Origin of the sequence: Nocardioides sp. CER19 (genome assembly GCF_029846275.1) — a bacterium.
In the GTDB taxonomy this organism is placed as follows: Bacteria; Actinomycetota; Actinomycetes; order Propionibacteriales; family Nocardioidaceae; genus Nocardioides.
Map to the genome: position 1 here is coordinate 729,747 of NZ_JARVWS010000003.1, position 24,195 is coordinate 753,941.

Below are 24,195 nucleotides of genomic sequence, written 5' to 3' on the forward strand. Positions count from 1 at the left end.
GTCATCGGATCGGCAGCTCGACGTAGCCGGTCTCCTCGTCGACCTCGGACGTCCGGACGGTGACCGCGAGCCGCCACGTGCCGACCATGGGCACGCTGAGCAGGGCCTGCCGGTGGCCCGGTCCGGCCGTGCCCAGCGCCACGGGCAAAGGGCCGACCGCTCTCTCCGGCAGCGTGACGCTCGCCCGGACCTCCGCAGGGTCGGCGAGCTGCCCGTCGGCGCCGAACACGTAGACGTGCAGCTGCGACTGCCGGTCCCCAACCGGGACGGCGGAGACCTGCACGGCGTCACCGGCCAGCGAGAGGTCGGCCGCGACCGTCGGTCGGTACGCCGACCGGGCCGGCTCGGTCGCGACGAGCGCCGAGGTCACGCCGAGCACCGCCAGCACGATGAGGCTCTCGAGGGCGACCGCGCGGCGCAGGGTCGAGAGCGCACCGCGTCGACGCAGCAGGGCGCGCGTCGTCGCCGCGACGCCGAGCACCATCACCACGAGCATGACCTTGATGGTCAGCTCGCGGCCGTAGGTCGTCGGCGTCAGCGCGGAGAACGACCTGACCTGCCGCCAGGCCTGGAACAGCCCGGTGGCCAGCAGGGCGACGACACTGCCCAGCGCGATCGAGGAGAAGCGCAGGACGACGCGGCGCGCACCGTCGTCGCGCCACACGCTGCCGACGACGAGCACGGCCAGGCCACCCAGCCAGACGCTCATCGCCAGCACGTGCACCGACTCGCTCAGGATCGCCAGCAGCCTCACGTCGCCCGCGACCGCGTGCCCGGCGAGCGCGAACGACACCGCCTCGCAGGCGCCGAGGAGGCCGCCCAGGACGCCGAGCTCGCGAGCCGACAGCCGCCCGCGACCCAGCACCAGCAGGCCGAGCAGCAGGCCGAGCACCCCGCGCGTCAGCGTGGCCCGCCCGTACGTCGTCCCGACCACCTCCTGGAGCAGCTCTCCGCGGCCGAGGGCGCTCCAGCCGAGCCCCGCGTCGAGCGGCCCCTTGAGGAGCAACGACGCCACCGCCCCGAGGACCAGCAGGACCGCCCCGGCCAGCACCAGCCGCGGCGCCCGCCTGGTGCTCCACCCGCCCGGCCAGCAGACGCAGAGGAACAGCAGGCCGCCGACGAGGAGTGCCGAGCCGACGTAGCCGACCCAGCGCGCGACGCCGAGGGCCGTCTGGACGCCGCCGTCGGTGGAGACGGTGGGCGCCGTCGGGGCCGCGCTCGCCGCGCCGACGGAGAACGTGAAGGCCCCGCTGACCGGGTGGGAGTCGTCCGAGACGACCCGCCACGAGACCAGGTAGGTGCCTCGCGCTGCGGATTCGAGGCCGACGCTGACCCGCGGACCGTCGGCCGTGACGCGGCCTGAGTCGACGCGATGCCCGTCGGGCGCGAAGACCCGCACCGCTCCCGCCGGCGTCGTCACGCTCTCGTCGAACGTGAGGGACACCCGGGTCGGCGCCGAGGTCAGCACCGCGCCCTGGGCCGGGTCGCTGTCCGTGAGCACGGCGTGGGCGGAGGCCGGGCCGCCGGCCAGCAGGACGAGCCCGGCCGCGAACGCGGTCCCGAGCCCGATCCGGGCGGGACGGACCAGCGAGCGCGAGACGACCCGCAGGCCGCCGTACGTGGGCGGGCGGGGGCGCCGGACCCGACCGCGCCATGCGGGCGCGGGGCCACCGGGCTGCTCCCGCGCCAGCAGCCAGAGGAGGACGCAGCCGGTCAGCAGATCGACGTGCGGCAGCTCGTCGAGGGCCGACGTCCGCCCGCCCGAGACGTCGAGGACGGCCGTGACCAGCAGCAGCCCGACGGCGGTGCCGATGACCGGCAGGTAGCCACGCGCCAGGGCCGGCCGGTAGGCGGCGAGCAGCAGCCCGAGGCAGATGGCGATGGTGAAGGACAGCGACTCGTGCGTCGCGTGGCCCTCCTGGCCGCCGTGCGCGACGAAGCTGTAGAGCGCGTTGACCAGCTCGGCGCCGCCCATGAGCGCGATGCCCCAGCGCAGCACGAACACCCGGGACTCGCCGCGTCGACGCCGGCGGGCCAGGACGGACCCCGCCAGGTCTGGGACCGGCTCCTGAGCGACCAGGCCGCTGAGCTCCACCAGCCCCCTCATCGCCTCCTCGAACTCGGCGCAGCCGGAACAGCCGGCCACGTGGGCGCGCACGGCCGCCTCGACGTTCGGCTCCTCGCGCCCGGCGTCGGGGCCGCGTTCGCCGTCGGCCCACGCCGACAGCGCCTCCCGTACCTCAGAACACTCCACGGTGGAGGAGTCGGCCTCGCTCGGCACTTGGTTCCCGGCGGGAACCAAAGCGCCTCTCGACGGCACTCAGTCAGCGAGTCCACCCCCGGAGAGGAACACCATGAGGAACCCCGTCCGCGCCGTCGCAGCAGCCGCCACCACGGCCGGTCTCGTCCTGCTCGCCGGTCCGGCGTTCGCCCACGTCACGGTCAACCCGGGCGAGGCCGCGCCGGGCAGCTACACGAAGCTGACCTTCCGCGTGCCGACCGAGTCCGACACCGCGTCCACGACGCGGGTCCAGGTCATGCTGCCGGCGCAGCTGACCTCGGCCCGGGTGAAGCCGCACGCCGGCTGGACCTACGCGCTGTCGAGGTCCGGCGACGCGGTCACGGCGATCACGTGGACGGCCGACGAGGACGCAGCGATCAGGCCGGGCGAGTTCGACGAGTTCGACATCTCGGTCGGTCCGCTGCCCACGACCGACAGCCTCACCTTCAAGGCGCTGCAGACCTACTCCGACGGGTCCGTGGTCCGCTGGATCGAAGTGCCGCAGACGGGCCAGCCCGAGCCGGAGCACCCCGCTCCGGTGCTCAGCCTCACCGCCGCGCGCGACGACGCAGCGAGGACGTCGACCGACGTCCCGGCGGGCGCCTCGGGCGCCTCGGGCGACTCGGGCGACTCGGGCGCCTCGAAGGCTCCGCTCATCCTCTCGATCGTCGCGCTCGTGGTGGCGGTCGCAGGGGCCGGCGTCGCCGTCGTCCGCCGGCGCGCATGAGCGGGCGCTCAGGCCAGGCGGGTACGCCGGAGCGCGGCCGGGTCGACCATCCCGACGAGGTCCTCACGCGCTCGAGCGACGCGCGAGCGGATGGTGCCGATCGGGCAACCGACCAGCTCGGCGGCGTCGGCGTAGGAGTAGCCGAGCACCTGCGTCAGGACGAACGCCTGTCGGCGCTCCTCGTCGAGCCCCGCGAGCAGGCTGGTCAGGACCACCTCGCCCTGGTGGTCGGGGATGGCGCGGACACCGGGGCGCGGCTCCTTGCGCCGGCGCTGGCGGTCGGCGATGTCGTCGGCGACGACCCGGCGCACGATGCTGAACAGCCACGGCCGCACCGGGGACTCGCCCCGGAAGGAGCGCAGCGACCGCAGCACGCGGGCGTAGACCTCCTGCGCCAGGTCGTCGGCGTGCTCCCGGTCGCCGAGGTGGGCGCAGAGCCGCCACACGTCGGCCTGGGTGGCCCGGACGAAGGCCTCCACGGCCGGCTCGTCGCGCCCGTCGCGCGCCGCGACCGCCAGCCGCGTCCAGTCGTCCACGGCCGGGACCGTAGCAGGCGCGCTCTGCTCGTCGGGCTTCTGACCGCGGTGATCCTGGGCACGGCGCTGCCGGCGTACGCCGGGACGTTCTCGACCTACCGCACGGCCGTGACCGGCCTCCGACCCGGGACGGCGGGCGTGACGGCGACCTCGCCGACCAACGGCGAGGCCATCACCGTGAGCAACACCTCGGCGGCGCCGGTGATCGTGGAGGGCTACCAGGGCGAGCCCTACCTCAAGGTGACCAGCGCCGGGGTCTGGCAGAACGACCGCTCCCCTGCCGTCTACCTCAACAAGGAGCAGACGATCGGGAGCATCCCGGACGACGCCAACGCCCGCCAGCCACCGCACTGGACGCAGGTGAGCGACGGGCACCGCGCCCAGTGGCACGACCACCGCATCCACTGGATGGGTGCCGTGGAGCCGCCGGCCGTCACCGCCGACCCCGGCGAGCCGCACCTGATCAACACCTGGCACATCCCGATCCTCGTGGGCGCGACGAAGGGCGAGATCACGGGCACGCTCCGCTACGAGCCGTCCAGCCACTGGGGCGACTACCTGCCTTATGCGGCGGTCGGCCTCGGCGTGCTGGTGGTGGTCGCTGTGCAGGTCCTCGTCGTACGTCGACGGCGGACCGTCCGGCAGGAGTGATCAGCCCAGCTCGAAGGTCACCTTCCGGGTGGCGACGTCCGCCTGGGTGAGCGCGACGGACACGTCGGCGCCGAGCGGCAGCGGGGCGGGCCCGGTGACACGGGCCTCGATCGCGGGCTCCTGGATGGTGACCGTGCCGCGCCCCTCGTCGCGGTCGTCGAGCTCGACGACGACCCCCTCGAACGTCTCCCCCACGTGCGGTGCCAGCACGCCGGCCTCGACCAGGTCGAGGATGGCGCCCTCGTAGGCCCCGGCCCGGTGTCCGGACTCGCGCATCGTGTCGGGCAGCGTCGGCAGCGCCTCGTGCACCCAGTCCGGGACCGGCTGGTCGGCGCACAGCGCGACGCAGATCTCGCCGGCGTACCTGTCGACGAGGCGGCGCAGCGGCGCCGTGACGTGGGCGTACTCGGAGGCCAGCGCGCTGTGCTCGGTCTGCTCGGGCAGCTCCCCGTCGAAGGTGGCGTAGCCGCTGCCGCGGAGCAGCCGTGTGCAGGCCACGACCATCGCCGCCTGCTGGGGGTCGGCGGGGTCGAGCGTGCGGATGAAGTCGGGGTAGAGCTGCTCGGCCGGCCAGTCGAGACCGAGCGCGCGGGCGGTGCGGTGCAGTCGCTGCACGTCGCGCGGGTCCGGCGGCGGCAGCGTGCGCAGCACCCCGACCTTCGCGTAGACCATCAGGTCGGCGGCGCCGAAGCCGGTGAGCAGCGACAGCTGGGCGTTCCAGTCCTCGACCGGCAGCAGGCGGCGGTACTCCAGCCGCCAGCGGTCGCCCTCGATCGCGACCTCCTGGTCCGGCAGCGGCAGGTTGACGCCGCCGCGGGCCACCTCGAGGTGCTGCCGCTTCTCACCGATCTCCTTGAGGAGCGGCAGCGAGTCGGCGTACGGGCCCTCGAAGGCCTCGGTGTCGAACATGTGCTGCACGCCCTCGTAGGACAGCTTGGCGACCGAGCGGACCCGGGCGCGCTCGACGCGGGCGCCGGTGATCTCGCCGGTCGCGTCGAGTGAGACGGTCCAGAGCAGGGCGGGCCGCACCTGGTCGGGCAGGAGGGACGCGGCGTCCTCGGACAGCACCTTCGGATGGAGCGGGATCTTGGAGTCGGCGCCGTAGAGCGACTCACCCCGCTTGCGCGCCTCGACGTCGACCGGGTCGCCCGGCGTCACGAAGGCGGCGACGTCCGCGATGGCGTAGTGCACGGTGTAGCCGTCATCGGCGTGCTCGAGGTGGAGCGCCTGGTCGAGGTCCATCGAGGTCGCCGGGTCGATGGTGACGAACGGGAGATCGGTGCGGTCGAGGTCCGGCAGGCGTGGGTTCGCGGCGGCCGCGCTGGCCGCGGCCTCCACGTCCGGCGGGAACTCCTCGCTCACCCCCAGCTCCTGCTGGATGGTGGCGATCCCGTCGCGCAACGTGGCCGCCGCCACGCCGTCGTCGTCGGTCCTGACCCGGATGACCTGTCCGCTCGGCATACCGGCACGATATCGACGTGCTCATCCTGCTGCCGCCGTCCGAGGGCAAGTCGACGCCGTCGCGCGGCGCCCCGCTCGACCTCGACGCACTCACCCTGCCCACGCTGGCCAAGGCCCGCGAGGCGGTGCTCGACGCCCTGGTCGACCACTGCAGCGGCGACCCCGACGTCGCGGCCGGGACGCTCGGCATCCCGAAGACCCAGCCGGAGCTCATCGGCCTCAACGCCGCCCTGCGCACCGCCCCGACCGCGCGCGCCGACCGCATCTACACCGGCGTCGTCTACGACGCCCTCTCGTTCGCCACGCTGTCGCCGGCCGGCAAGCGGCGAGCGTCCTCGCGCGTGCTGGTCACGTCCTCGCTGTTCGGCCTGGTCTCCCCCGCCGACCGGATCCCCGCCTACCGCCTGTCCGGTGACGCGACGCTTCCCGGCCTCGGGGGCGTCGCCGCCCACTGGCGCGCCTCCCTCGACGAGGCGGCCCGCGAGGCGCTGGGCGGCGGCCTCCTCGTCGACCTGCGGTCCGGGACGTACGCCGCCTTCTGGCGGCCGGCTCCGGACCTGGCCGGCCGGGTCGCGACCGTGCGGGTGCTGCACGAGATCGACGGGACCCGGAAGGTCGTCAGCCACTTCAACAAGGCCACCAAGGGCCGGATCACGCGCGCACTGCTGGAGGACGGCGCCGCGCCGCGCACGCCGGCAGCCCTCGCCGACGCGCTGCGCGACCTGGGCTGGGCCGTCGAGATCGGCCGGCCGGGCAAGGCCGGCACCCAGCTCGACGTGGTCGTCAGCGAGCTCTGACCGGCCTCACCAGGTCGTCGTGGCCGGGTCGAACCCGCTGCGGCCCGGCGGGAGCGCGTTGTAGAGCCGCAGCGAGGCCCGGTCGGGCTCGCCCGGGCTCGGGTAGAAGGAGACGACGCTGACCGACGCCGGCGAGAGCTCCATCCGGAACAGCGACTCCAGCGGGGCCTCGAGCGCGTGCGCCACGAGCGTCTTGATGGGCGTGACGTGGCTGACGACGATGACCGTCCGGCCGGCGTACCGCTCCCGGAGGCGGGCAACCGCGTCGGCCACCCGCTTCTCGACGACCCGGAACGACTCGCCGCCCTCGGGCGCGACGTCGAGCGACCCGCGCCAGCGCTCCATCTCCTCGGGGAACCGGTCGGCGACCTCGGCGAAGGTGAGCCCGTCCCAGCGACCGAACTCCATCTCGGCCAGCCCTGGCTCGGTCTCGACCGGCAGCCCGAGGGTCTCGGCGATGATCTGCGCCGACTCCAGCGTCCGCCGGACCGGCGACGCCACGACGACCGCGGCACGCTCGGCCAGCGGCGCCAGCCAGTCGGCCGTCATCCGGATCTGCGACCGGCCGTCGTCGGACAGCCCCGGGTTCGCGCTCGCCAGGCCGCCCGAGAAGCGTTTGCCCGTGGTGTGCGGCGTGACGCCGTGCCGGACCAGCACGAGCGTCGTCGGCGCCCCGGGCTCGACCTCGCCCTCCCGGGCGAGCGGGGGCGCGGGGTCCTGGAGCTCCTCGATGAGCGAGGCGTCCTCGCCACCCGCGACGGTGACACCGCTGCGCACGCCGTCGAGCGCCTCGTTGACCAGCCGGTCCGCGTGCTTGTTGGCGCCCCGCGGCACCCAGGTGTACGTCGTCCCGGCCGGCGCGAGCCGGCCAGCCTCCTCCGCCAGCGGCTTCATGTCCGGGTGCTTGATCCTCCAGCGCCCCGACATCTGCTCGACGACGAGCTTGGAGTCCATCCGGACCTCGACGTCGGCGTCCGGCGTCAGCTCGGCCGCCAACCGCAGGCCGGCGATCAGGCCGGAGTACTCGGCCACGTTGTTGGTCGCGACCCCGATGGTGGTGCCGTCCTCGGCGATCACCTCGCCCGTCGCCGCGTCCTTGAGGACCGCGCCGTAGGCGGCCGGCCCGGGGTTGCCCCGCGAGCCGCCGTCGGCCTCGACGACGACCGCGGCGGGCCGGTCGCGCTCCTCGAGCGTCACAGCCCCGACTCGGCCGTCCTGACGAGGATCCGCGAGCACTCCTCGCAGCGGACGACCTCGTTGCTGGGCAGCCCCTTGATCCGGGCGAGCTCGGCGGCGTCGAGCTCCAGCTGGCAGCCGCCGCAGCGGCGCGCGCGCAGCTCGGCGGCGCCGATCCCCTTGGCCTCGCGGAGCTTGTCGTAGAGCGCCAGCAGGTCGGCGGGCATGCCCTCCACCGTGGACGGACGCTCGGCGGCCACCTCGGCCAGCTGGGCTTCGAGCCCGGCCGCCTTCTCGTCCCGGCTGGCCGCCAGCTCCGCGAGCCGCTCGTCGAAGCCGGCGACGCGCTCCTCGAGCGCGGTCAGGGCCGTCTGGGCCTCCTCGAGCTGCTCCATCAGCTCGAGCTCCTCGTCCTCGAGGACGCCGATGCGGCGGTCGAGCGTCGCCAGCTCGTGCTGCATCCGCTCGAGGTCCTTGGGGTTCGACACGGCGCCGGAGTCCATCCGCTCCTGGTCGCGGCGCCGCCGGGTGCGCACGGCCTCGACGTCGGAGTCGGCCTTCTTCTGCGCGGCGGTGAGGTCATCGACGGTGATCCGCGCGTCGCGCGCCTGGTCCGCGACGGCGCGGCGCTCGGCGGTCACGGCGGCGATCTCGGCGGTCTCGGGCAGCGTCGCCATGGCGTGGCGCAGCTGGGCGGCGCGGGAGTCGAGCTCCTGGATGTCCAGCAGCTTCAGTTGGGCGAAGGGGTCGGCTTTCAGCGCGGGCTCCTGGGTGAGGTCGGCGTCCGAAGATTCAGGCTCGGAACGTCCACGGGTCGGTCACGGTCGTGCTGACGCGGGTCTCCACCCTATTCCCCAGTCGCTCGGCGAGCTTCGCCGAGACCACCGGAAGCCAGGTCCACTCCGCTGCCCAGTGCGCCACGTCGACGAGGGCGGGCCCGTCCTTCTCCAGGAACTCGGTGGCGGGGTGGTGCCGTAGGTCGCTGGTGAGGTAGACGTCGGCGCCGCTGCCCGCGAGCTGGTCGAGCAGGAAGTCCCCCGCCCCGCCGCACAGCGCGACGGTGCTGACCGGCCGCTCCGGGTCCCCCGCGACACGTACGCCGTGCGCGGTGGCCGGCAGGGCCGCCGCCACCGCGTCCGCGAAGGCTCGCAGGGTGGTCGGGGCGATCGCCCCGATCCGGCCGGTGCCCACCCCGTCGCCGGCCCCGTCGCCGACCCCGGCGGCCGCCGCCGGTACGAGCGGCCGCTGGTCGGTGAGCCCGAGCGCGTCCGCCAGCGCCTGGGAGACGCCGTCGACCGCCTGGTCGGCGTTGGTGTGCGCCGTGAACAGGGCACAACCCGCGCGCGTCAGGGTCGTGAACGTCCTGCCCTTGGGCGTCGTGGCGGCCACTCCGTGAACACCCTTGAGGAACAGTGGATGGTGGACGACGAGCAGGTCGGCGCCCCAGTCGGCGGCCTCCTGGGCGATGACCGGGGCCGGGTCCACGGCGAACAGCACGCGGTGGACCTCGTCAGCCGGGTCGCCGCCCACCAGCCCGACGGCATCCCAGTCGTCGGCGGTTGCGGGCGGGTACCACTCGTCCAGGAGCGCCACGACGTCGGCGAGGGTCGGCATGGGCACAGGCTAACGAGGAGCGAACTGGATGACGCTGACGAGGGAGACCCCGCCGGCCCGGCCACTGCCGGCGTACGCGCCTCCGGACGGACGGGCCTGGTCGATCGCCGCCTGGGTGGCCGTGCTGGTGGCGACCGCGACGCACCTCTGGGTCGCCCACACCGCGTTCGTCAAGGGCTTCCCGACGTTCAGCTACGACGAGATCGACACGCTCATGGCCGGGCGCGCGGCCCTCGGCATCCCCACGCCGCACATCGACGGCTCGGGCTACTTCCCGCTCTCCTCCATCCTCGTCTCCCCCGTGTGGTGGCTGACCTCGGACCCGTTCACGTTCTACCGCGTCGCGACCGCGGTCGGTGTGGTGACCGCCCTGGTGACGATCTGGCCGCTGGCGCGGATCGCCACCAGGTTCGGCCTCACCACATCGCAGGCGGTGACCGTCGGCGCCGTCGTGATGGCGATCCCCGCGCGGTCGGTGCAGGCCGAGTACACGCTGGCCGAGAAGCCGCTCTTCCTCCTCCTCACCCTCTCCGTGCTCGCGGCGGTCCGCCTGGGCGAGCGACCGACCGCGGTGCGGGCGGTCCTGTTCGGCGTACTGGTGGCGCTGACCTACTTCACCCACGCCCGCATGCTGGTGTTCGTCGCCGCGGCGGCGCTGTGGCTCCTGCTGTTCGCCTTCCGGCGCTGGCAGGCCGCGCTCGTCGGCCTGGTCACGCTCCTGCCGCTCGCCTGGGTCGTCCACCGCGTCGCACTCCACGTCAACGGCCTCGTGGACCCCAGCGGGTTCGACCAGGGCCAGCACATGTTCGACAACCTCCGGGCCGGCAACGCCGACATGCTGCTGCGGGCCGGGCTCGGCCAGGCCTGGGAGCAGCTCGTCTCCGGCTTCGGCCTGACCGCCGTGGGGGTGGTGGTCGGCCTCGTCCTGGTGCGGCGCGAGCTGCGCGGCCGGTCGCCGGGGGTGGCCTGTCTCGTGGTGCTGACGTTCGTGGCGCTCTTCGCCGGCAGCGTCATCGCCTGGGGAAGTGCCGACCAGCTCTACGCCACGACCTGGCGCCGACTCGACGCCTGGATCTACGGCCGGTACGTCGACCCCGCGGCCGACCTGCTCGTGCTTCTCGCCCTCTGCGCCGTCGTCCGCGGCGTCAGCCGACTGACCCTGGTGGCGGCCTGGTGCGTCGCGCTCGTGATCGCCGTCCCGACGCTCCTGTGGCTCGCGCCGAAGGCGCCGACCGGTGCCTTCATCACCCCGGCCCACATCCCCGGGGCGATGGCCTGGTGGTGGGCGCTACCCACGCACACCGTGGTGCCGGGCAGCGTGCCGAGCCTGACCAACGACAACCGGTTCTGGCTGCTCGCCACCCTGACCGCGCTCGTTCCGCTGGCCGTGCTCGCCGTGGGCCGGCTGCGCGTCCAGCGGGCGGCGACGCTGACGGCCGCGCTGGTCACGGGACTGGTCCTCTCCCTGGCTGGCGCCGGCACCGTCTTCGCCGACCAGGCCAACGGCCGCTACCAGGAGACGCACCAGGTGATCAGCCCGCTCGTGCGGCAGCTCCGGTCGATCCTGGCGGACCACCCGGGCACGACGGTCGGCTACCAGCAGGCGTGCCCGAAGCCGGTGTGGCAGGCCGGGGGCCGCCGCAACCGGTTCACCTGGCAGCTGCTCCCCACCGTCGTGTCGGGCACGACGAAGGGCGTCGACATCGCGATCGCCTGCGGCGCCGCGGGCGACAGCCTGCCTCCGGGCGGTGTCCTGCTCGAGCAGTCGGCCTTCGGCGTCATCTACGCGTGGGTCATGCCGGGCGCGCTGCAGGACGAGCTCCGCGACGAGGGCCTCCTCACCACGCCGAGCTGACCCTTTGCCGACGCGCCGTCGGCGTTTGCGGCGACTTGTTGACTCCACGGTCGACACTTGTCACGGTGTCCGCCACCACCCAACCCCAGGAGTCCCCACCGATGGCAGTCAGCACCTCCGCCGAGGTACCGGCGACCCGGGCCGACCCCACCCCGAGCGACCTCCGCTGGCGGGTCGCCGCCTGGGTGGCCGTGCTGGTCGCCGTGGCGGGGCACGTGTGGGTGGCCCGCAGCTCGATCGTCGCCGGCACCCCGTCGTTCAACTACGACGAGATCGCCAGCCTCATGCCCAGCCGCGCGCTGGTCGGCCTGCACGCGCCGGAGGTCGGAGGTGCCGGCTACTTCCCCCTCAACGCGATCCTCGCCGCCCCGATCTGGTGGTTCACGTCCAGCCCGGTCGCCTTCTACCGCGCGGTCCTCGTGCTGGGTGTGCTCCTCGCCGTCGTCTCGATCTGGCCACTCGCCCGGGTCGCCACGCGGCTGGGTCTGACCAACGCCCAGGCGGTGACGGTGGCGGGCGTCGTGATGGCCCTGCCCGTCCACACCGTCCACGCCGAGTTCGCCACCGCCGAGAAGCCGCTCTTCCTCGTCGTGGCGCTCACCGCGCTCGCCGCCGTACGGCTCGCCGAGCGGCCGACGTACGCGCGCGTCGTGCTGGTCTCCCTCGGCGTCGCGCTCGCCTACTTCGCCCACGCCCGGATGCTCACCGTGGTCGTCGCCGCCTTCCTGTGGCTGGTGCTCTTCACCGTCCGGCACGTGCGCGTCGGGCTCGTCGGGCTCGCCGCGCTGGTGTTCTTCACCTGGGCGGCCCGCACCCTCGCGCTCCGCATCGTCCTCCTCGTCAGCCCGGGCGGGTTCCGCCAGGCCGACAACTTCACCGACGCTCTCGTCCACCTGCGCGTCGGGCTGCTCACGCGCACAGTGCTCGGCCAGTCGTGGGAGCAGGTCGTCTCGACGTTCGGTCTCGCTCCCCTCGGCCTGCTCGTCGTCATCGTCCTCGTGCTGCGCGAGGTGAGGCAGCGCAGCGCCGGCCCGGCGCTGTTCCTCCTGCTCGCGGTCGGCGCCCTGTTCGCCGGCAGCGCCCTGGACTGGGCGCAGGCCGACCAGCTGTGGCCGACCACCCGGGTGCGGCTCGACGTCTGGATCTACGGCCGGTACGCCGACCCGCTGTTCGCCCTCGTCACGCTGGTCGCCCTGGCCGCGATCGTCCGGGGCGCGCGCCGGTGGGAGGTGTGGGCGGCCGCGGCGGTCGACCTGGCGATCGTGGTGCCGACCGTCCTCTGGCTCGCCCCGCAGGCGCCGACCGGCGACCGGACCACCCCGGCCAACATGCCGGGCTCCTCGGCCTTCTCGTGGGCGCTCCCCGACCACCCGATCCCGACGGGCATCCTCCCGACCCTGACCAACGACAACCGCTTCTGGCTGATCGCGAGCCTCGTCGCCCTGGTCCCGGTCGCCGTACTCCTGGTCGCGCGCCGCCGAGCGCTCGTGGTGCTGGCGGTGGTGCTCGTCCTCGGCGCGGCCGGGACGGCGACCGCCAACGTCGCGACCGACGACTTCCACGACAAGCGTGTCCAGCCCGTGCCGCTGGTGGGCACGCTGCGCCACATCGTGGCGGACCACCCGGACACGTCGATCTCCTACTTCCCGGGCTGCCCGGGGCGGGCACCGGCCGCCGGTCGCATCCGCGTCCCGTGGATGATGCTGCCGACGACCTTGGGGACCGACCCCGGTGCCGACATCGTCATCGCATGTGCCGCGCATCCGGCCGCGAAGCAACCCGGAGCCGTCGCGCTGCCCGGCGTCGTGGACAGGTCCTACCGGGCCTGGGTGCGGCCGGGCCCGCTCCAGGACGCGCTGCGGACCGAGGGGCTGGTCAGTTGACCTGCCGCTCGTAGCCCTCCCAGTAGGGCGCGCGCAGCTTGAACTTCTGCAGCTTGCCGGTCGCCGTCCGCGCCAGCTCGGCGCGGAACTCGACCGAGGTGGGCGCCTTGTAGCCGGCGGCGCGTTCCTTGCACCACGCGATCAGCTCGGCCTCGGTCGCCTCCGCCCCCGGCGCGAGGACCACGAGTGCCTTGATCGTCTCGCCCCACTTCTCGCTCGGCACCCCGATGACCGCCACCTCCGCGACGGCGGGGTGGGAGAAGAGCACGTCCTCGACCTCGATGCTCGAGACGTTCTCACCGCCGGTGATGATCACGTCCTTCTTGCGGTCGCTGATCGTCAGGTAGCCGTCGTCGCCGATCGAGCCGCCGTCGCCGGTGTGGAACCAGCCGTCCTTCAGTGCCCGCTCGGACTCCTCCGGCTGCTCCCAATAGCCCTCCAGCACCACGTTGGAGCGGGCCAGCACCTCACCCTCCGGGTCTACCTTCAAGGTGACGCCGACCGCCGGGGCGCCGGCGCGGGTCAGCCGGGTGGCCCGCTCGTGGGCGTCCAGGTCGTCCCACTCGGCGCGGGTGCGGTTGATGGTGAGCAGCGGAGAGGTCTCGGTGAGGCCGTAGATCTGGATGAACTCCCAGCCGAGCTCCTCCTGGACCCGCACGACCGTCTTCGTCGGCGGCGGCGCGCCGGCCATGATGATCCGCACCCGGTCGCGGCCCGGGATCTCGCCGTTCCCGTTCTCGGCCCAGTCCTGGGCGGCGTCGAGCACAGCCGCGGCGACCGCCGGAGCGGCGCACAGGTAGGTGACGCCGTGGTCGCGGACCCGGCGCAGGATCTCGGCACCGTCGACCTTGCGGAGGATGACGTGCTTGACGCCCATCCCGGTCGCCGCGAAGGGCATCCCCCAGCCGTTGGCGTGGAACTGCGGAAGCGTGTGGAGGTAGACGTCCCGGTCGCTCACCCCGGCGTGCAGCGCGAACGTGATCGCGTTGGTCCAGATGTTGCGATGGGTGATCTGCACGCCCTTCGGCCGGGCGGTCGTCCCGGACGTGTAGTTGATCGTCGCGGTCGCGTTCTCGTCGTGCTCCCACGGGACCGGCTCGGCGCCGGGCGGCGCGTAGAGGTCCTCGTCCCGACCGAGGACGAACCGGTGCTCGGCGGTCACGTCGGCGAGCGCCTCGTCGAGCTCCGGATCGACGTAGAGCACCTTGGCGCCGCAGTGGCCGACGATGTACTTCACCTCGTCGGGCCGCAGGCGGAAGTTGATCGGCACCAGCACCCGCCCGTAGCCGGCCACCCCGAAGAACGCGGTCAGCAGCCGGGCGCTGTTGTGGCTGACCACCGCGACGCGCTCGCCGAAGCCGACGCCCAGCTCGTCGAGCCGAGCCGCCTGGCGGCGGGCGAGGTCGCCCATCTCGCGGTAGGTCAGGTCGCCGAGCGACGGGGCGGGCTGGTCGGGCTCGTCGACGACGCCGACCCGGTCGCCGTACACCTGCACGGCCCGGTCGAGGAAGTCGTTGACGCTGAAGGGGACGAACACGATGACCTCCGAAGGACGTGACCTGCTTCACACTGCCAAGGACCCTAGCGTCCCGCCGTTGGCGCCCGGTTGCCAGCGTCCCGCGCGGTTCCGACCCCCGTTCCAGGGACGGAGGCTCGGACACCGCTCCGCCATGCGCACCACCGAGCTCGCCCCTCTGCTCAGCACGCCCGGCCCCTTCGCGACCGTCTTCGTCGACGTGAGCCAGGGCGTCGTGGAGGCGGTCGCTCCGGGCCCCGCCGCCCGGCTGCTGGTCGCCACCGGCGCCGGCATCGCTGACGACGACACGGCGGCGTGCTGAGGGCGGGGATGCTGCCGCCCGACGCGGCGGACCGGGAGCTCGACACCGCTCGGGTCGTGAAGCGCCCCGCCTGATCCAGGATTCCGTCGACACGAGCGTCATCCACGTGCGACGCTCCCGCCCGTGACCGACACCGAGACCAAGAACACGGCGCCGCCACGCGCCACCACCCTCCAGGGACACCCGGACACGTCGACGATCTTCGTTCTCGGGTTGGTGGGACTGAGCGGGACATTCGTCTTCGGTGGGTGCGCGTGGTACTTCGGCAACCGGCTGCTCCGCAAGTACGACGCCGAGCCGGGCCGGTGGGGCCGTCGCGGCTGGGTCCAGGCGGGCCGGGTCATGGGCATGGTCGGGACGGGCCTGAGCGTCGTCAACACCGGCCTCGTGCTGGTCGGTCTGGCGCAGTAGCCGTCGCGTCACCCCGCCGTCGCGGACGCTTCCGGCGGGCTGAGGCGCTTCGGCGCGAGCGCGAGCCCGAGCAGGCCGAAGGGCAACGGCAGCCAGTAGCTGAAGAGCCGGTAGGCGAACGTCGCGAGCACGGCATCGCCGGGACTGACACCGGCGAGCGTGAGGAGCGCCGTCATCCCCGCCTCGACGAACCCGAGGCCGCCTGGCGTGACCGGGATGTTGCCGAGCGCCTTCGCGCCGCAGAACGCCATGAGGGCCAGACCGGGCCGCGGGTAGGACCCGATCGCGGCGAGCGCGACCTCGAGGGTCAGGAAGTCGAGCAGCCAGCGCCCGACCGCCGCGGCGAGCGCGCGCTTCCAGTGCGGTCCCGTGACCGTCGTGATCTCGTCGCGCTCGGCGAGGAGGCGCTGGGGCAGATCGGTGACCGGGGTGGCGCGGCGACGGATCCGGTTCCGCGCGCCCTGCGCGACGCGGCCGATCCACAGCAGCGGGCGGTCGGTGTTCAGCAGGAGGGCGCCGACGCCCACGATGAGCGCGAAGGCGGCGACGGTCGTCCCGGCGGCCTCGAGCAGGTTGCGGTTGACGTTGCCGGCGATCACGGCGGGGATGGCGAGCACGGGCAGGCCGAGGACCACGGCGAACACGAGCAGGTTCACCGCCGTGAGAGCGCGCACGGTCGCCCGTCGTTCCAGACCGGCGGCGACGAAGATCCGGTACTGCAGGGCGGCTCCGACCGGCCCGCCGCCCGGGGCGATGTTCGACAGTGCGTTGGACGCGAGCTGGGCGGCGATGACCGGCCTCCACCTGACCCGGCGGAGTGCGACGCGCTGCAGGTCCCAGAGGCAGGCGCAGACGGCGACCTGGAGGGCGAACATCGCCAGCAGCGACGTCGCGCTGAAGCGGGTGATCTGGCGCCACGACGAGAACGTGGCGACAAGACTGGGGAACACCAGGTAGAGCGACACCAGCGTGACGGCGAGCCACACCAGGTTCCGGACCAGGGACCGCGGCTTCTCCTGCTCGCCGCGCTCGATCTCGCCCGCCGTGTCGGCGTGGCGTTCCATCGCACGCTCGAGGCGGTCGCCGATCGACTCCGGGACGGTGTGGTCGTCCACAGCGGCCATCGTCGCACGGCGGGTCGCCCCGGCGCTGCCGGCGAGGTCCATGGTAGGTCCAGGCGAGCGGAAGCAAACGCACGTGAACTGATGGCTGTGACTCGGTGGCTCCACGCCGATGTTGTTCCGATGGACCACCGTGAGGGACCCTGACCCCATGACCGATGGGGAGAACTCGGGTACCCCGGCTGCGCCCACGAGTGCACCTGCTGACGCCGCGAGACGTGCCGACCTGATGCCGCGCCTCTACGACCAGCGTGGGCGTCTGATCGACTTCGCCACCTATGTCCAGCTGCACCTGGACAATCCCGGGTGCGAGCACGTCGCGAGCGAGCGCGTCGGCCCCTACTGGGTCTCCACGCTGTGGTTCGGCATCGACAGCGGCAGCGTGCCCGCCCCGCGGCAGCCGGGCAGCCGACGCGCACCGGCCGTCTACCGGACGATGGTCGAGCGGCTCGAGAACAGGGCCCCCGACCCCGGGGTCTTCGGACTCACGCCCGACACGATGCGCTACGCCAGCGAGGCCGACGCCCGGGCCGGGCACGCGCAGGTCGTCGAGACGCTGCGCGACGCGATCCAGTCCGCGACCGCTGAGCGACCGGCGGTCCGGGCCTGACCCGAGCGGTCGCCGGTCAGGCGCTGGCCGCCTCGCGGTCCTCGGCCGGGGCCTCGCGGAGCGGCGCCAGCGCGTTGCTCCAGGCGACGACCTCGTCGAGCGCCTTCGCCAGGAGGACGCCGGCAGGCTGGCGGGGAGTGAACGCCGTGTAGTCGGTGAAGTCGTCGGCGAGGGTCAGGTTCACACCGGTCGGGACGTCGGCGATGCCCAGGACGCCGCACAGCTGGCGCAGCTGGCCGGCCGAGACCGCGCCGCCCGCGACCCCGTAGGAGACGATCGCGGCTGCCTTGCCGCGCCACTCGGCGAAGAGGAAGTCCAGGGCGGTCTTCAGCATCCCCGGCATGCCCTGGTTGTACTCCGGCGTCACGAACACGAACCCGTCGTAGGCGGCGATCGTGCTCGACCACGTCCGGGTGTGCGGCCGCTGGTAGCTGCCGGTCATCGCGGGCATCGGCTCGTCGAGATGCGGGAGTGCCTGGTCGCGCAGGTCGACGAGCTCGAAGACCGCGTCCGAGCGTCGCGACGCGATGTCGTGGACCCAGGTGGCGACGGGCTCGCCCCGGCGGCCGGGGCGGGTGCTGACGAGAATGATGCCGATCGTGGTCATGGTGTCTCCTGGTCGTGTCGGTGGGAGGGTCGTGGAGGTTCGTGCCTCGCGGGCCCACACAGGACGACGACGGAGCCGCCCGAGATGTCAGCCGTTCGTGACATCTCGCGTCGCTGCGTCGTCGTAGGGGTGGAGCCGGATCCACCGAGAAACAGGGAGCACCCATGAGCCAGCACGGCGGCCAGCCCTGGGAGCCGGGCGCGCGCCTCGACGACGTCCTCGCCGAGCGCGGCGCGCTGACCAACCTGGCCTACCGGCTGCTCGGCTCTCTCACCGAGGCCGAGGACGCCGTGCAGGAGGCCTACGCGCGCTGGTTCGCCCTCGCCCCGGGGTCGCGCTCGGCCATCGTCTCGCCCGGCGCGTGGCTCACCACCGTCACCAGCAGGATCTGCCTCGACATGCTGGGCTCGGCGCGCGTACGACGCGAGCGCTACGTCGGCGAGTGGCTGCCCGAGCCGGTGCCGGACCGCACGGAGTGGCCCGGTCACGTGACAGCTGACGCGCCGGTCGACCCGGCCGACCGGATCACGCTCGACGAGTCGGTCGACATGGCGTTCCTCGTCGTGCTCGAGGCGATGACGCCCGCCGAGCGGGTCTGCTTCCTGCTCCACGACGTGTTCCGCTACTCCTTCACCGAGGTCGCGGAGATGGTCGGGCGCTCGCCCGGCGCGTGCCGGCAGCTGGCCTCCTCGGCCCGTCGCAGGCTCGAGCAGGAGCGGCACCGCGCCGTCCCGGAGCAGCGGCGCACCGCGCTGGTGCGCGAGTTCAAGCAGGCCTGGCAGGACGCGGACGTCGCCGCCCTCGTGCGACTGCTCGACCCGGAGGCGGCCGCCGTCGCGGACGGGGGCGGGCGGGCGAGCGCCTCGCCGGTCCCGATCGAGGGTGGCCGCCAGGTGGCGGGCTACCTCGCCGAGCTGGCCGTCCGAGCCGGGTCGCTGGACCTCCGCGAGCGCACCGTCAACGGCCAGCCCGGGTTGGTGGCCGTCCTGGGGACCGAGCTCCTGGCGGTCTACTCCTTTGAGTTCCGCGACGACCGGATCGACCGGATCTGGGTGGTCCGCAACCCCGACAAGCTCCGGGCCTGGGCCGGCCTCGAGCTCGGGTAGGCGTCGTACTCCAGCGGTAGCCGGCGCCTACGCCCGCGGCAGTACGCCGCTGTGAGGGTGCCCGCTCCCGGCGTAGCCCCAAGTCACTCCCGTGGGCAGATGTCCCGGCTGCGCGGCGCCGGAAGGCTGGCGTGGCCACCCGCCCACGAAGGGATACGCCCGATGAAGACCCTCGCCCGCTGGTCGTTCCACCACCGGTGGATCGTCCTCGCCCTCTGGCTGGTCGCGCTGATCGGCGTCCGCGCCGTCGGCGCGGCCACCGGCACCGACTACACCGACAAGTCCCAGCCGCCCGGCACCGACAGCACCCGCGTGCAGCAGCTGCTCGAGGCCGCCTCCCCCGCCGCCGGCGGCGACACCTCGCGGATCGTCTTCGCGACGAGGTCCGGCACCCTCTCGGACCCCGTCGAGCGGGCCCGCGTGGAGCGGACGCTGGCCGCCGTCGCCGACCTGCCCCACGTCGTGTCGGTGACGTCGCCGTTCGCCGCCGACGCCCGGGACCAGATCGCGCCAGACGGCCGGATCGGCTTCGCCACGCTCCACTTCGACGAGCTCGCGGAGGACCTCCCGAGCGACGCCGTCGACCATGTCATCGACACGGCCCGGGCGCACCAGGGCGACGGGCTGCGGATCGAGCTCGGCGGCGAGGCCATCTCCCAGCAGGAGGCGCCGAGCCTCGGCGGGGTCGGCTTCGGTCTCCTCGCGGCGGCGGTCGTGCTCTTCCTCGCCTTCGGGTCGCTGGTGGCGATGGGGCTGCCCCTCGTGACGGCGGTCGTGTCGGTCGGGATCAGCCTCGGCGTCATCGACATCCTGTCCAACGCGCTGGCGATGCCGACCTTCACCACGCAGCTGGCCAGTCTCATCGGGCTCGGGGTGGGGGTCGACTACGCGATGTTCATCGTGAGCCGCTACCGCTCCTCGCTGCTGCGCGGCGACAGTCCGGAGCGAGCGACCGTGACGGCCGTCGACACCTCCGGACGCGCGGTGCTGTTCGCCGGCATCACGGTCTGCATCGCGCTGCTCGGCATGTTCGCGATCGGGCTGACCGTCTTCGACGGCGTGGCGATCGGCGCCAGCATCGCCGTCGTCATCACGGTCGTCGCGGCGCTGACGCTGCAGCCGGCTCTGCTCGGCCTGTTCGGGACACACGTGCTGAGCCGGCGTACCCGCCGCCGGGTCGCCGCCGGCGATCTCGACCTTGCGAAGACCGGGCTCTGGGGCGCATGGGCGACGGGGCTGCGACGCCGGCCGTCGCTCCACGCAGGCGTCGGCCTCGTGGCCATCGTGTTGCTGGCGGTGCCGTTCCTCTCCCTCCGCCTGGGCTTCCCCGACGCCGGCAACGAGCCGACCTCGACCACGAGCCGGCACGCGTTCGACCTGCTCGCGGAGGGCTTCGGACCCGGGTTCAACGGTCCCCTGGTCGTGGTCGCCGACCGTGCGGACCCGAGCGCGGTCGCTCGGTTCCGGTCGGTGCTCGGGGACCTGGCGGCGACGCCGGGGGTCGCCGAGGTCGGCCCGGCCGCCACCGTCGGCGCCGGCTCGGACGCCGTCCAGGTCGCCCAGCTCATCCCGAGCACCGCGCCCCAGGACCAGGCCACCACCGACCTGGTCCAGGACCTGCGCCACGACGTCGTACCCGGGGCCACGGCCGCGGGCGACCCGCACGTCCTCATCGGTGGGGTCAACGCGGTCAACATCGACTTCTCGCACACGATCTCGCGGCACCTGGTGCCCTTCATCGGGCTCGTCATCGCGCTCTCGTTCCTGCTCCTCGCCGCCGTCTTCCGCAGCCTGCTGGTGCCGCTGATCGCCGCCGTGATGAACCTGCTGTCGGTGGCGGCTGCCTTCGGGGTGGTGACGGCGGTGTTCGAGAAGGGCTGGGGCAGCGGTCTGATCGGCCTGGAGTCCACCGCGCCGGTCGAGCCGTTCATCCCGGTGATCGTCTTCGCGATCCTCTTCGGGCTCTCGATGGACTACGAGGTCTTCCTCGTCGCGCGGATGCACGAGATCTGGCGGCGCACCGACGACCACAGCGCCGCCGTCACCGGCGGGCTCGCCGAGACCGGACGCATCATCACCGCCGCCGCGGCGATCATGGTCTGCGTCTTCAGCGCGTTCATCCTCGGGGACAACCGGACGATCAAGGTCTTCGGTCTCGGCCTTGCGAGCGCGATCCTCATCGATGCGCTGATCGTGCGGACCCTGATCATGCCGGCGGTCATGCTCCTGCTCGGCAGGTCGACCTGGGCGATGCCGGCGGCGCTGGACCGGCTCCTGCCCCGCCTCGACGTCGAGGGCGAGCACGACGACCTCGACCCCGATGAGGAGCTCGCGGTCGCCGGTCAGGCCGTTTCATGACGGCCGAGCTCGGCGAAGGCTCCCTCCGGGTCGACGCGCTGGAGCACGGCGTCCGCGATGGCCGCCAGCTGCGTGAGCTGCTCGGGGGTGAGCGCGTCGATCACGTGATGCCGGACGAACGAGACGTGGCCCGGCGCGGCCGCCACGAGCCGGGCCCAGCCGACGTCGGTCAGCTGCGCATCGGTCGCGCGCCTGTCCTCGGGGCACGGGATGCGCCGGACGAGACCGCGAGCCTCGAGCCGCTTCATGACGTGCGAGAGCCGGGGCGGGGTCGCGTTCGTCCGTCGAGCGAGGTCGGTCATCCGCAGGGTCCGCTCCTGGGCCTCGGCGAGCATGGCGAGCACGTAGTAGTCGAAGTGCGTGAGCCCGGCGTCGCGTCGGAGCTGAGCGTCGAGGGCGGCGGGCAGCAGCTCGAGCACGGCGGCGAACCGCATCCACACGGCCAGCTGCTCCCGGTCGAGCCACCCACCCTCGGGTGCTTCGTCGGGTACGACGCCGGCCACTCAGTCGACCTCGATCGAGCGCTTCGCCAGCCCGAGCGCGTAGCCGTCGATCCGCGTCCGTGGAGCGGCCGTCGCGTCATCGGCCGCGCCGAGCGTGACGAAGAGCGGCGTGAAGTGCTCCACCGTCGGGTGGGCGTAGGGCATGCCGGGGGCGTGGGCGCGGAACGCGGCGAGCTCGTCGACGTCGCCTCGGCCGAGCGCCTCCGCCGCCCAGAGGTCGAAGTCGGCCGACCAGCCCGGCACGTGGCTCGGGTCGTGCCAGTCGATGAAGGGCAGACCGTGGGTCATGTAGCCCGAACCGACGACGAGGACGCCGTCCCGGCGGAGCGCCGCGAGCCGGCGACCGAGCGCCATGAGCCGGTCGGGGTCGTGGGTGGGCATGCTGACCTGCAGGACCGGGATGTCGGCCTCGGGATACATGATCTTGAGCGGGACCCACGCGCCGTGGTCGAGACCCCTGCTGGCGTGCTCGTGGACGTGCTCACTGTCCGGCATGAGCGCGGTGACAGCGCGAGCGAGCTCCGTGGCCGGCGGGGTGTCGTAGCGCATCAGGTAGTACATCGGGTCGAAACCACCGAAGTCGTAGACGAGCTCGTCGGGGGTGCTGCTGCTGAGGCTGAGCGGAGCCGACTCCCAGTGCGCGGAGACGATGACGATGCCACGGGGGCGAGGCAGCGCCCGGGCCCAGGTGTGGAGCTCGGTCATCCAGTCGGTCATCTCGAAGAGCATCGGCGCCCCGTGGCTGAGGTAGAGGGCGGGCAGCGCGCCGTCCTCGGGTGTCCACGCCCGGTGCGGGGAGGTCAGCTGCTCGGCGGCGGCCCTCCGCAGGTGCGCGGCGAACGGGTGCGCCGCCGGGATGCGCCGGTCCGCCAGCGCCGTACGACCAGCCGGCTCGATCACGCGATCACCCATGCCGAACACTCCCCGAATACTTGTAGCTTCAACGAACATCGCCGAGCGTACGCCTAGCTAGTTGTATGTTCAACTTTCTTTCCGGGAGGGAGACCCCGGCATCGGCACGGCTGTCGACCTCCGGCAGCCACCTGTTCAGGCTCGCGTCATGTCATCCGGCCTATGGTCACCATGTGCCGTCGCCGCTCCGCGACTCCGCGCGCCGAGCAGGGAGAGCCTGGGTGGCTCCCCCGGTCTTCGTCGCGGCCAACGGCCTCCTCTTCCTGCTTCTGCGCCCCGACGTCCCTGACCTGTGGGCAGCCCGCGCACGAGCGGCGGCCGTGTCCGACGGCGTCGGTCTCACCTACTGGTTCAGCTGGTTCGGCGGTGCGACCCCGGGCGCCTACTCGGTGCTCACCCCGTTCCTGTGCGCGGTGTTCGGGACCGAGCTGGTGGCGGCCCTCGCGGCGGTGGCGATCAGCGGCACCACCCACCTGCTGCTTCGCGGCACGGAACGACCCGTCGCGGCGGCGTGGATGGCGGCGGTCGGCATCGTGGTCAACCTCTGGTGCGGTCGGGTGCCGTTCCTCGTGGGGGCGGCCTTCGCGGTCGCGGCCCTGGCCTTCGTCCGGGATCGTCGGAAGCTCCCCGCCGGAGCGATGGCCCTGGTGAGCGTGCTGGCGTCGCCGGTCGCCGGCGCCTTCCTGGGCCTCACCCTCTCGGGCGTGCTGCTCGCCCCCTCGACGCGGGCCTACCGAGGGACGGTGCTGCTCACCATCGCGTGCGCGATCGGTCCCCTGCTCGGGGTCGCGCTCGCGTTCGGCGCACCCGGTCCCGAGCCGTTCCCGGCCTACATGCTCCTCGAGGTCGGCACCGCACTGGCGCTGATGCTGTTCCTGGCGCCACCGCACCAGCACCTGCGCGTCATCTTGGTCGTCTCAGCCCTGGCCGCGGTGGTCGTCTTCCTGGTGCCGAACGGACTCGGTGGCAACTTCACTCGGCTGGCCCTGTTCTGCCTGCCCGCCGCCGCGGTCGCGCTGAGCCGGAACCGCCCCCGCACCGTGCTCCTCATGATGGTGCCGATCCTCGGCTTCGGCGGGCTGACCTCGGTCTCGGCGGCGCAGAGCACCACCGAGCCGTCGTCACATGCCGCGTACTACTCCGCCCTCGCCGCGCGGGTCGACACCCTCCCGGACATCGGCGACCATCGGCTCGAGCTCGTCCACGTCGGGCATGCTGCCTATGCCGCGCTGCTCGGGCACGCCACCTTGGCGCGGGGTTGGGAGACCCAGGCGGACCGCGCGCTGAACCGCGTGCTCGAGCGCGGCCCTCTCGACAGTCGCCGTTACCGCACCTGGCTGGAGGTCAACGCCGTCGGCTACGTCGCGATCGACGGGGCCGGGTCGACCGCCGAGGCGCGCCTGATCAGACGGGGACACCTGGACTACCTGCTCGAGATCTGGCGCCACGACTCCTGGCGGTTGTACGAGGTGCTGCATCCGACGCCGATCGTCGCCGGCCCGGCCGTCCTCGAGTCCTCGGACCAGGCGGCGATGCGGGTGCGCGTCCCCTGCGCCTGCCGGACGCTGCTCCGCATCCGCTGGTCGAGGTTCCTCACGGTGTCGCCGAGCCTGCCCCGAGACGCCGGTGATGCGGTCGAAGACTCCTACCGACCCTCGCTCGCCGCCGACGGCTCCGGCTGGACGGTGCTCACCACCGATCGCGCCGGCACCTACGTCCTGCGCGGTCTGCTCTAGTGAGCCGGTACG

General features: G+C 73.2%; 22 protein-coding genes. 11 read left to right on the forward strand and 11 right to left on the reverse strand.

The features are described from left to right. Window position 1: 1 nt before the first annotated feature. The gene (locus QDS12_RS18965; RefSeq protein ID WP_279881987.1) at window positions 2-2,254 is read right to left on the reverse strand and encodes a copper resistance protein CopC; all 2,253 of its coding nucleotides are present in this window, start codon (window positions 2,252-2,254) and stop codon (window positions 2-4) included. 100 nt (window positions 2,255-2,354) lie between these two features. Here QDS12_RS18965 and QDS12_RS18970 point away from each other — a divergent pair, with 100 nt between their 5' ends. Further along, complete coding sequence (locus QDS12_RS18970; RefSeq protein ID WP_279881989.1) at window positions 2,355-3,008, forward strand: YcnI family protein; 654 nt, start codon at window positions 2,355-2,357, stop codon at window positions 3,006-3,008. A gap of 8 nt (window positions 3,009-3,016) precedes the next feature. On the opposite strand, the gene QDS12_RS18975 is transcribed toward QDS12_RS18970, so the two are convergent. Then, window positions 3,017-3,544 (reverse strand): sigma-70 family RNA polymerase sigma factor, encoded by a 528-nt coding sequence (locus QDS12_RS18975; protein WP_279881992.1) that lies wholly within the window; start codon window positions 3,542-3,544, stop codon window positions 3,017-3,019. Between the two features lie 48 nt (window positions 3,545-3,592). Between QDS12_RS18975 and QDS12_RS18980 the strand changes: the two genes are divergently transcribed. Next, entirely contained in the window at window positions 3,593-4,195 is a 603-nt protein-coding gene (locus QDS12_RS18980; RefSeq protein WP_279881995.1) for a hypothetical protein, read from the forward strand. Here the strand turns inward: QDS12_RS18980 and QDS12_RS18985 are convergent, their stop codons facing one another. Further along, window positions 4,196-5,656: an RNB domain-containing ribonuclease gene (locus tag QDS12_RS18985; RefSeq protein WP_279881998.1), complete on the reverse strand. Its 1,461-nt coding sequence runs from the start codon at window positions 5,654-5,656 to the stop codon at window positions 4,196-4,198. 17 nt (window positions 5,657-5,673) lie between these two features. On the opposite strand from QDS12_RS18985, the gene yaaA reads away from it, so the two are divergent. Beyond that, window positions 5,674-6,453: a peroxide stress protein YaaA gene (gene yaaA, locus QDS12_RS18990; RefSeq protein WP_279882001.1), complete on the forward strand. Its 780-nt coding sequence runs from the start codon at window positions 5,674-5,676 to the stop codon at window positions 6,451-6,453. Window positions 6,454-6,459: 6 nt separating this feature from the next. Here yaaA and QDS12_RS18995 read toward each other — a convergent pair whose 3' ends face one another. The 3 genes from QDS12_RS18995 to QDS12_RS19005 form a co-directional block, all read right to left on the reverse strand. Further along, window positions 6,460-7,650 carry a bifunctional RNase H/acid phosphatase gene (locus QDS12_RS18995; RefSeq protein WP_279882004.1) on the reverse strand — a complete coding sequence of 397 codons (1,191 nt, stop codon included), beginning with the start codon at window positions 7,648-7,650 and terminating at the stop codon, window positions 6,460-6,462. After that, window positions 7,647-8,306: a C4-type zinc ribbon domain-containing protein gene (locus tag QDS12_RS19000; protein ID WP_279882007.1), complete on the reverse strand. Its 660-nt coding sequence runs from the start codon at window positions 8,304-8,306 to the stop codon at window positions 7,647-7,649. Before QDS12_RS19000 ends, QDS12_RS18995 begins: the two co-directional genes overlap by 4 nt. A 115-nt stretch (window positions 8,307-8,421) precedes the next feature. Further along, on the reverse strand, window positions 8,422-9,243 hold the full coding sequence (locus QDS12_RS19005) for a Nif3-like dinuclear metal center hexameric protein (RefSeq protein WP_279882009.1): 822 nt from the start codon (window positions 9,241-9,243) through the stop codon (window positions 8,422-8,424). A 28-nt stretch (window positions 9,244-9,271) separates the two neighbouring features. Between QDS12_RS19005 and QDS12_RS19010 the strand changes: the two genes are divergently transcribed. Continuing rightward, window positions 9,272-11,098: a hypothetical protein gene (locus QDS12_RS19010; protein WP_279882012.1), complete on the forward strand. Its 1,827-nt coding sequence runs from the start codon at window positions 9,272-9,274 to the stop codon at window positions 11,096-11,098. 101 nt (window positions 11,099-11,199) lie between these two features. Then, the gene (locus QDS12_RS19015) at window positions 11,200-12,981 is read left to right on the forward strand and encodes a hypothetical protein (protein WP_279882014.1); all 1,782 of its coding nucleotides are present in this window, start codon (window positions 11,200-11,202) and stop codon (window positions 12,979-12,981) included. Here the strand turns inward: QDS12_RS19015 and QDS12_RS19020 are convergent. Continuing rightward, window positions 12,974-14,518: an AMP-binding protein gene (locus QDS12_RS19020; RefSeq protein WP_279882016.1), complete on the reverse strand. Its 1,545-nt coding sequence runs from the start codon at window positions 14,516-14,518 to the stop codon at window positions 12,974-12,976. The two genes, QDS12_RS19015 and QDS12_RS19020, sit on opposite strands and share 8 nt — an antisense overlap. Window positions 14,519-14,651: 133 nt before the next feature. On the opposite strand from QDS12_RS19020, the gene QDS12_RS19025 reads away from it, so the two are divergent. Then, complete coding sequence (locus QDS12_RS19025) at window positions 14,652-14,819, forward strand: hypothetical protein (protein WP_279882018.1); 168 nt, start codon at window positions 14,652-14,654, stop codon at window positions 14,817-14,819. A 123-nt stretch (window positions 14,820-14,942) separates the two neighbouring features. Further along, complete coding sequence (locus QDS12_RS19030) at window positions 14,943-15,230, forward strand: hypothetical protein (RefSeq protein ID WP_279882020.1); 288 nt, start codon at window positions 14,943-14,945, stop codon at window positions 15,228-15,230. Window positions 15,231-15,238: 8 nt separating this feature from the next. Here QDS12_RS19030 and QDS12_RS19035 read toward each other — a convergent pair whose 3' ends face one another. Then, the gene (locus QDS12_RS19035; RefSeq protein WP_279882023.1) at window positions 15,239-16,396 is read right to left on the reverse strand and encodes a lysylphosphatidylglycerol synthase transmembrane domain-containing protein; all 1,158 of its coding nucleotides are present in this window, start codon (window positions 16,394-16,396) and stop codon (window positions 15,239-15,241) included. A gap of 106 nt (window positions 16,397-16,502) precedes the next feature. Here QDS12_RS19035 and QDS12_RS19040 point away from each other — a divergent pair, with 106 nt between their 5' ends. Next, window positions 16,503-16,961: a hypothetical protein gene (locus QDS12_RS19040; protein ID WP_279882026.1), complete on the forward strand. Its 459-nt coding sequence runs from the start codon at window positions 16,503-16,505 to the stop codon at window positions 16,959-16,961. 16 nt (window positions 16,962-16,977) lie between these two features. Here QDS12_RS19040 and QDS12_RS19045 read toward each other — a convergent pair whose 3' ends face one another. Beyond that, complete coding sequence (locus QDS12_RS19045) at window positions 16,978-17,568, reverse strand: NAD(P)H-dependent oxidoreductase (protein WP_279882029.1); 591 nt, start codon at window positions 17,566-17,568, stop codon at window positions 16,978-16,980. A gap of 164 nt (window positions 17,569-17,732) precedes the next feature. On the opposite strand from QDS12_RS19045, the gene sigJ reads away from it, so the two are divergent. After that, a complete protein-coding gene (sigJ, locus tag QDS12_RS19050; protein ID WP_279882032.1) occupies window positions 17,733-18,674 on the forward strand; it encodes an RNA polymerase sigma factor SigJ in 942 nt (313 codons plus the stop codon). Window positions 18,675-18,836: 162 nt separating this feature from the next. Beyond that, window positions 18,837-21,032, forward strand: a complete 2,196-nt coding sequence (locus QDS12_RS19055) for an MMPL family transporter (RefSeq protein WP_279882035.1) — start codon at window positions 18,837-18,839, stop codon at window positions 21,030-21,032. Here QDS12_RS19055 and QDS12_RS19060 read toward each other — a convergent pair. Both QDS12_RS19060 and QDS12_RS19065 read right to left on the reverse strand, forming a co-directional pair. Next, window positions 21,017-21,535 carry a MarR family transcriptional regulator gene (locus tag QDS12_RS19060; RefSeq protein ID WP_279882037.1) on the reverse strand — a complete coding sequence of 173 codons (519 nt, stop codon included), beginning with the start codon at window positions 21,533-21,535 and terminating at the stop codon, window positions 21,017-21,019. The two genes, QDS12_RS19055 and QDS12_RS19060, sit on opposite strands and share 16 nt — an antisense overlap. Beyond that, entirely contained in the window at window positions 21,536-22,447 is a 912-nt protein-coding gene (locus QDS12_RS19065; protein WP_279882040.1) for a class III extradiol ring-cleavage dioxygenase, read from the reverse strand. It lies immediately after the preceding gene. A 221-nt stretch (window positions 22,448-22,668) separates the two neighbouring features. On the opposite strand from QDS12_RS19065, the gene QDS12_RS19070 reads away from it, so the two are divergent. Next, window positions 22,669-24,183 (forward strand): hypothetical protein, encoded by a 1,515-nt coding sequence (locus tag QDS12_RS19070; protein ID WP_279882043.1) that lies wholly within the window; start codon window positions 22,669-22,671, stop codon window positions 24,181-24,183. Window positions 24,184-24,195 lie beyond the last annotated feature (12 nt).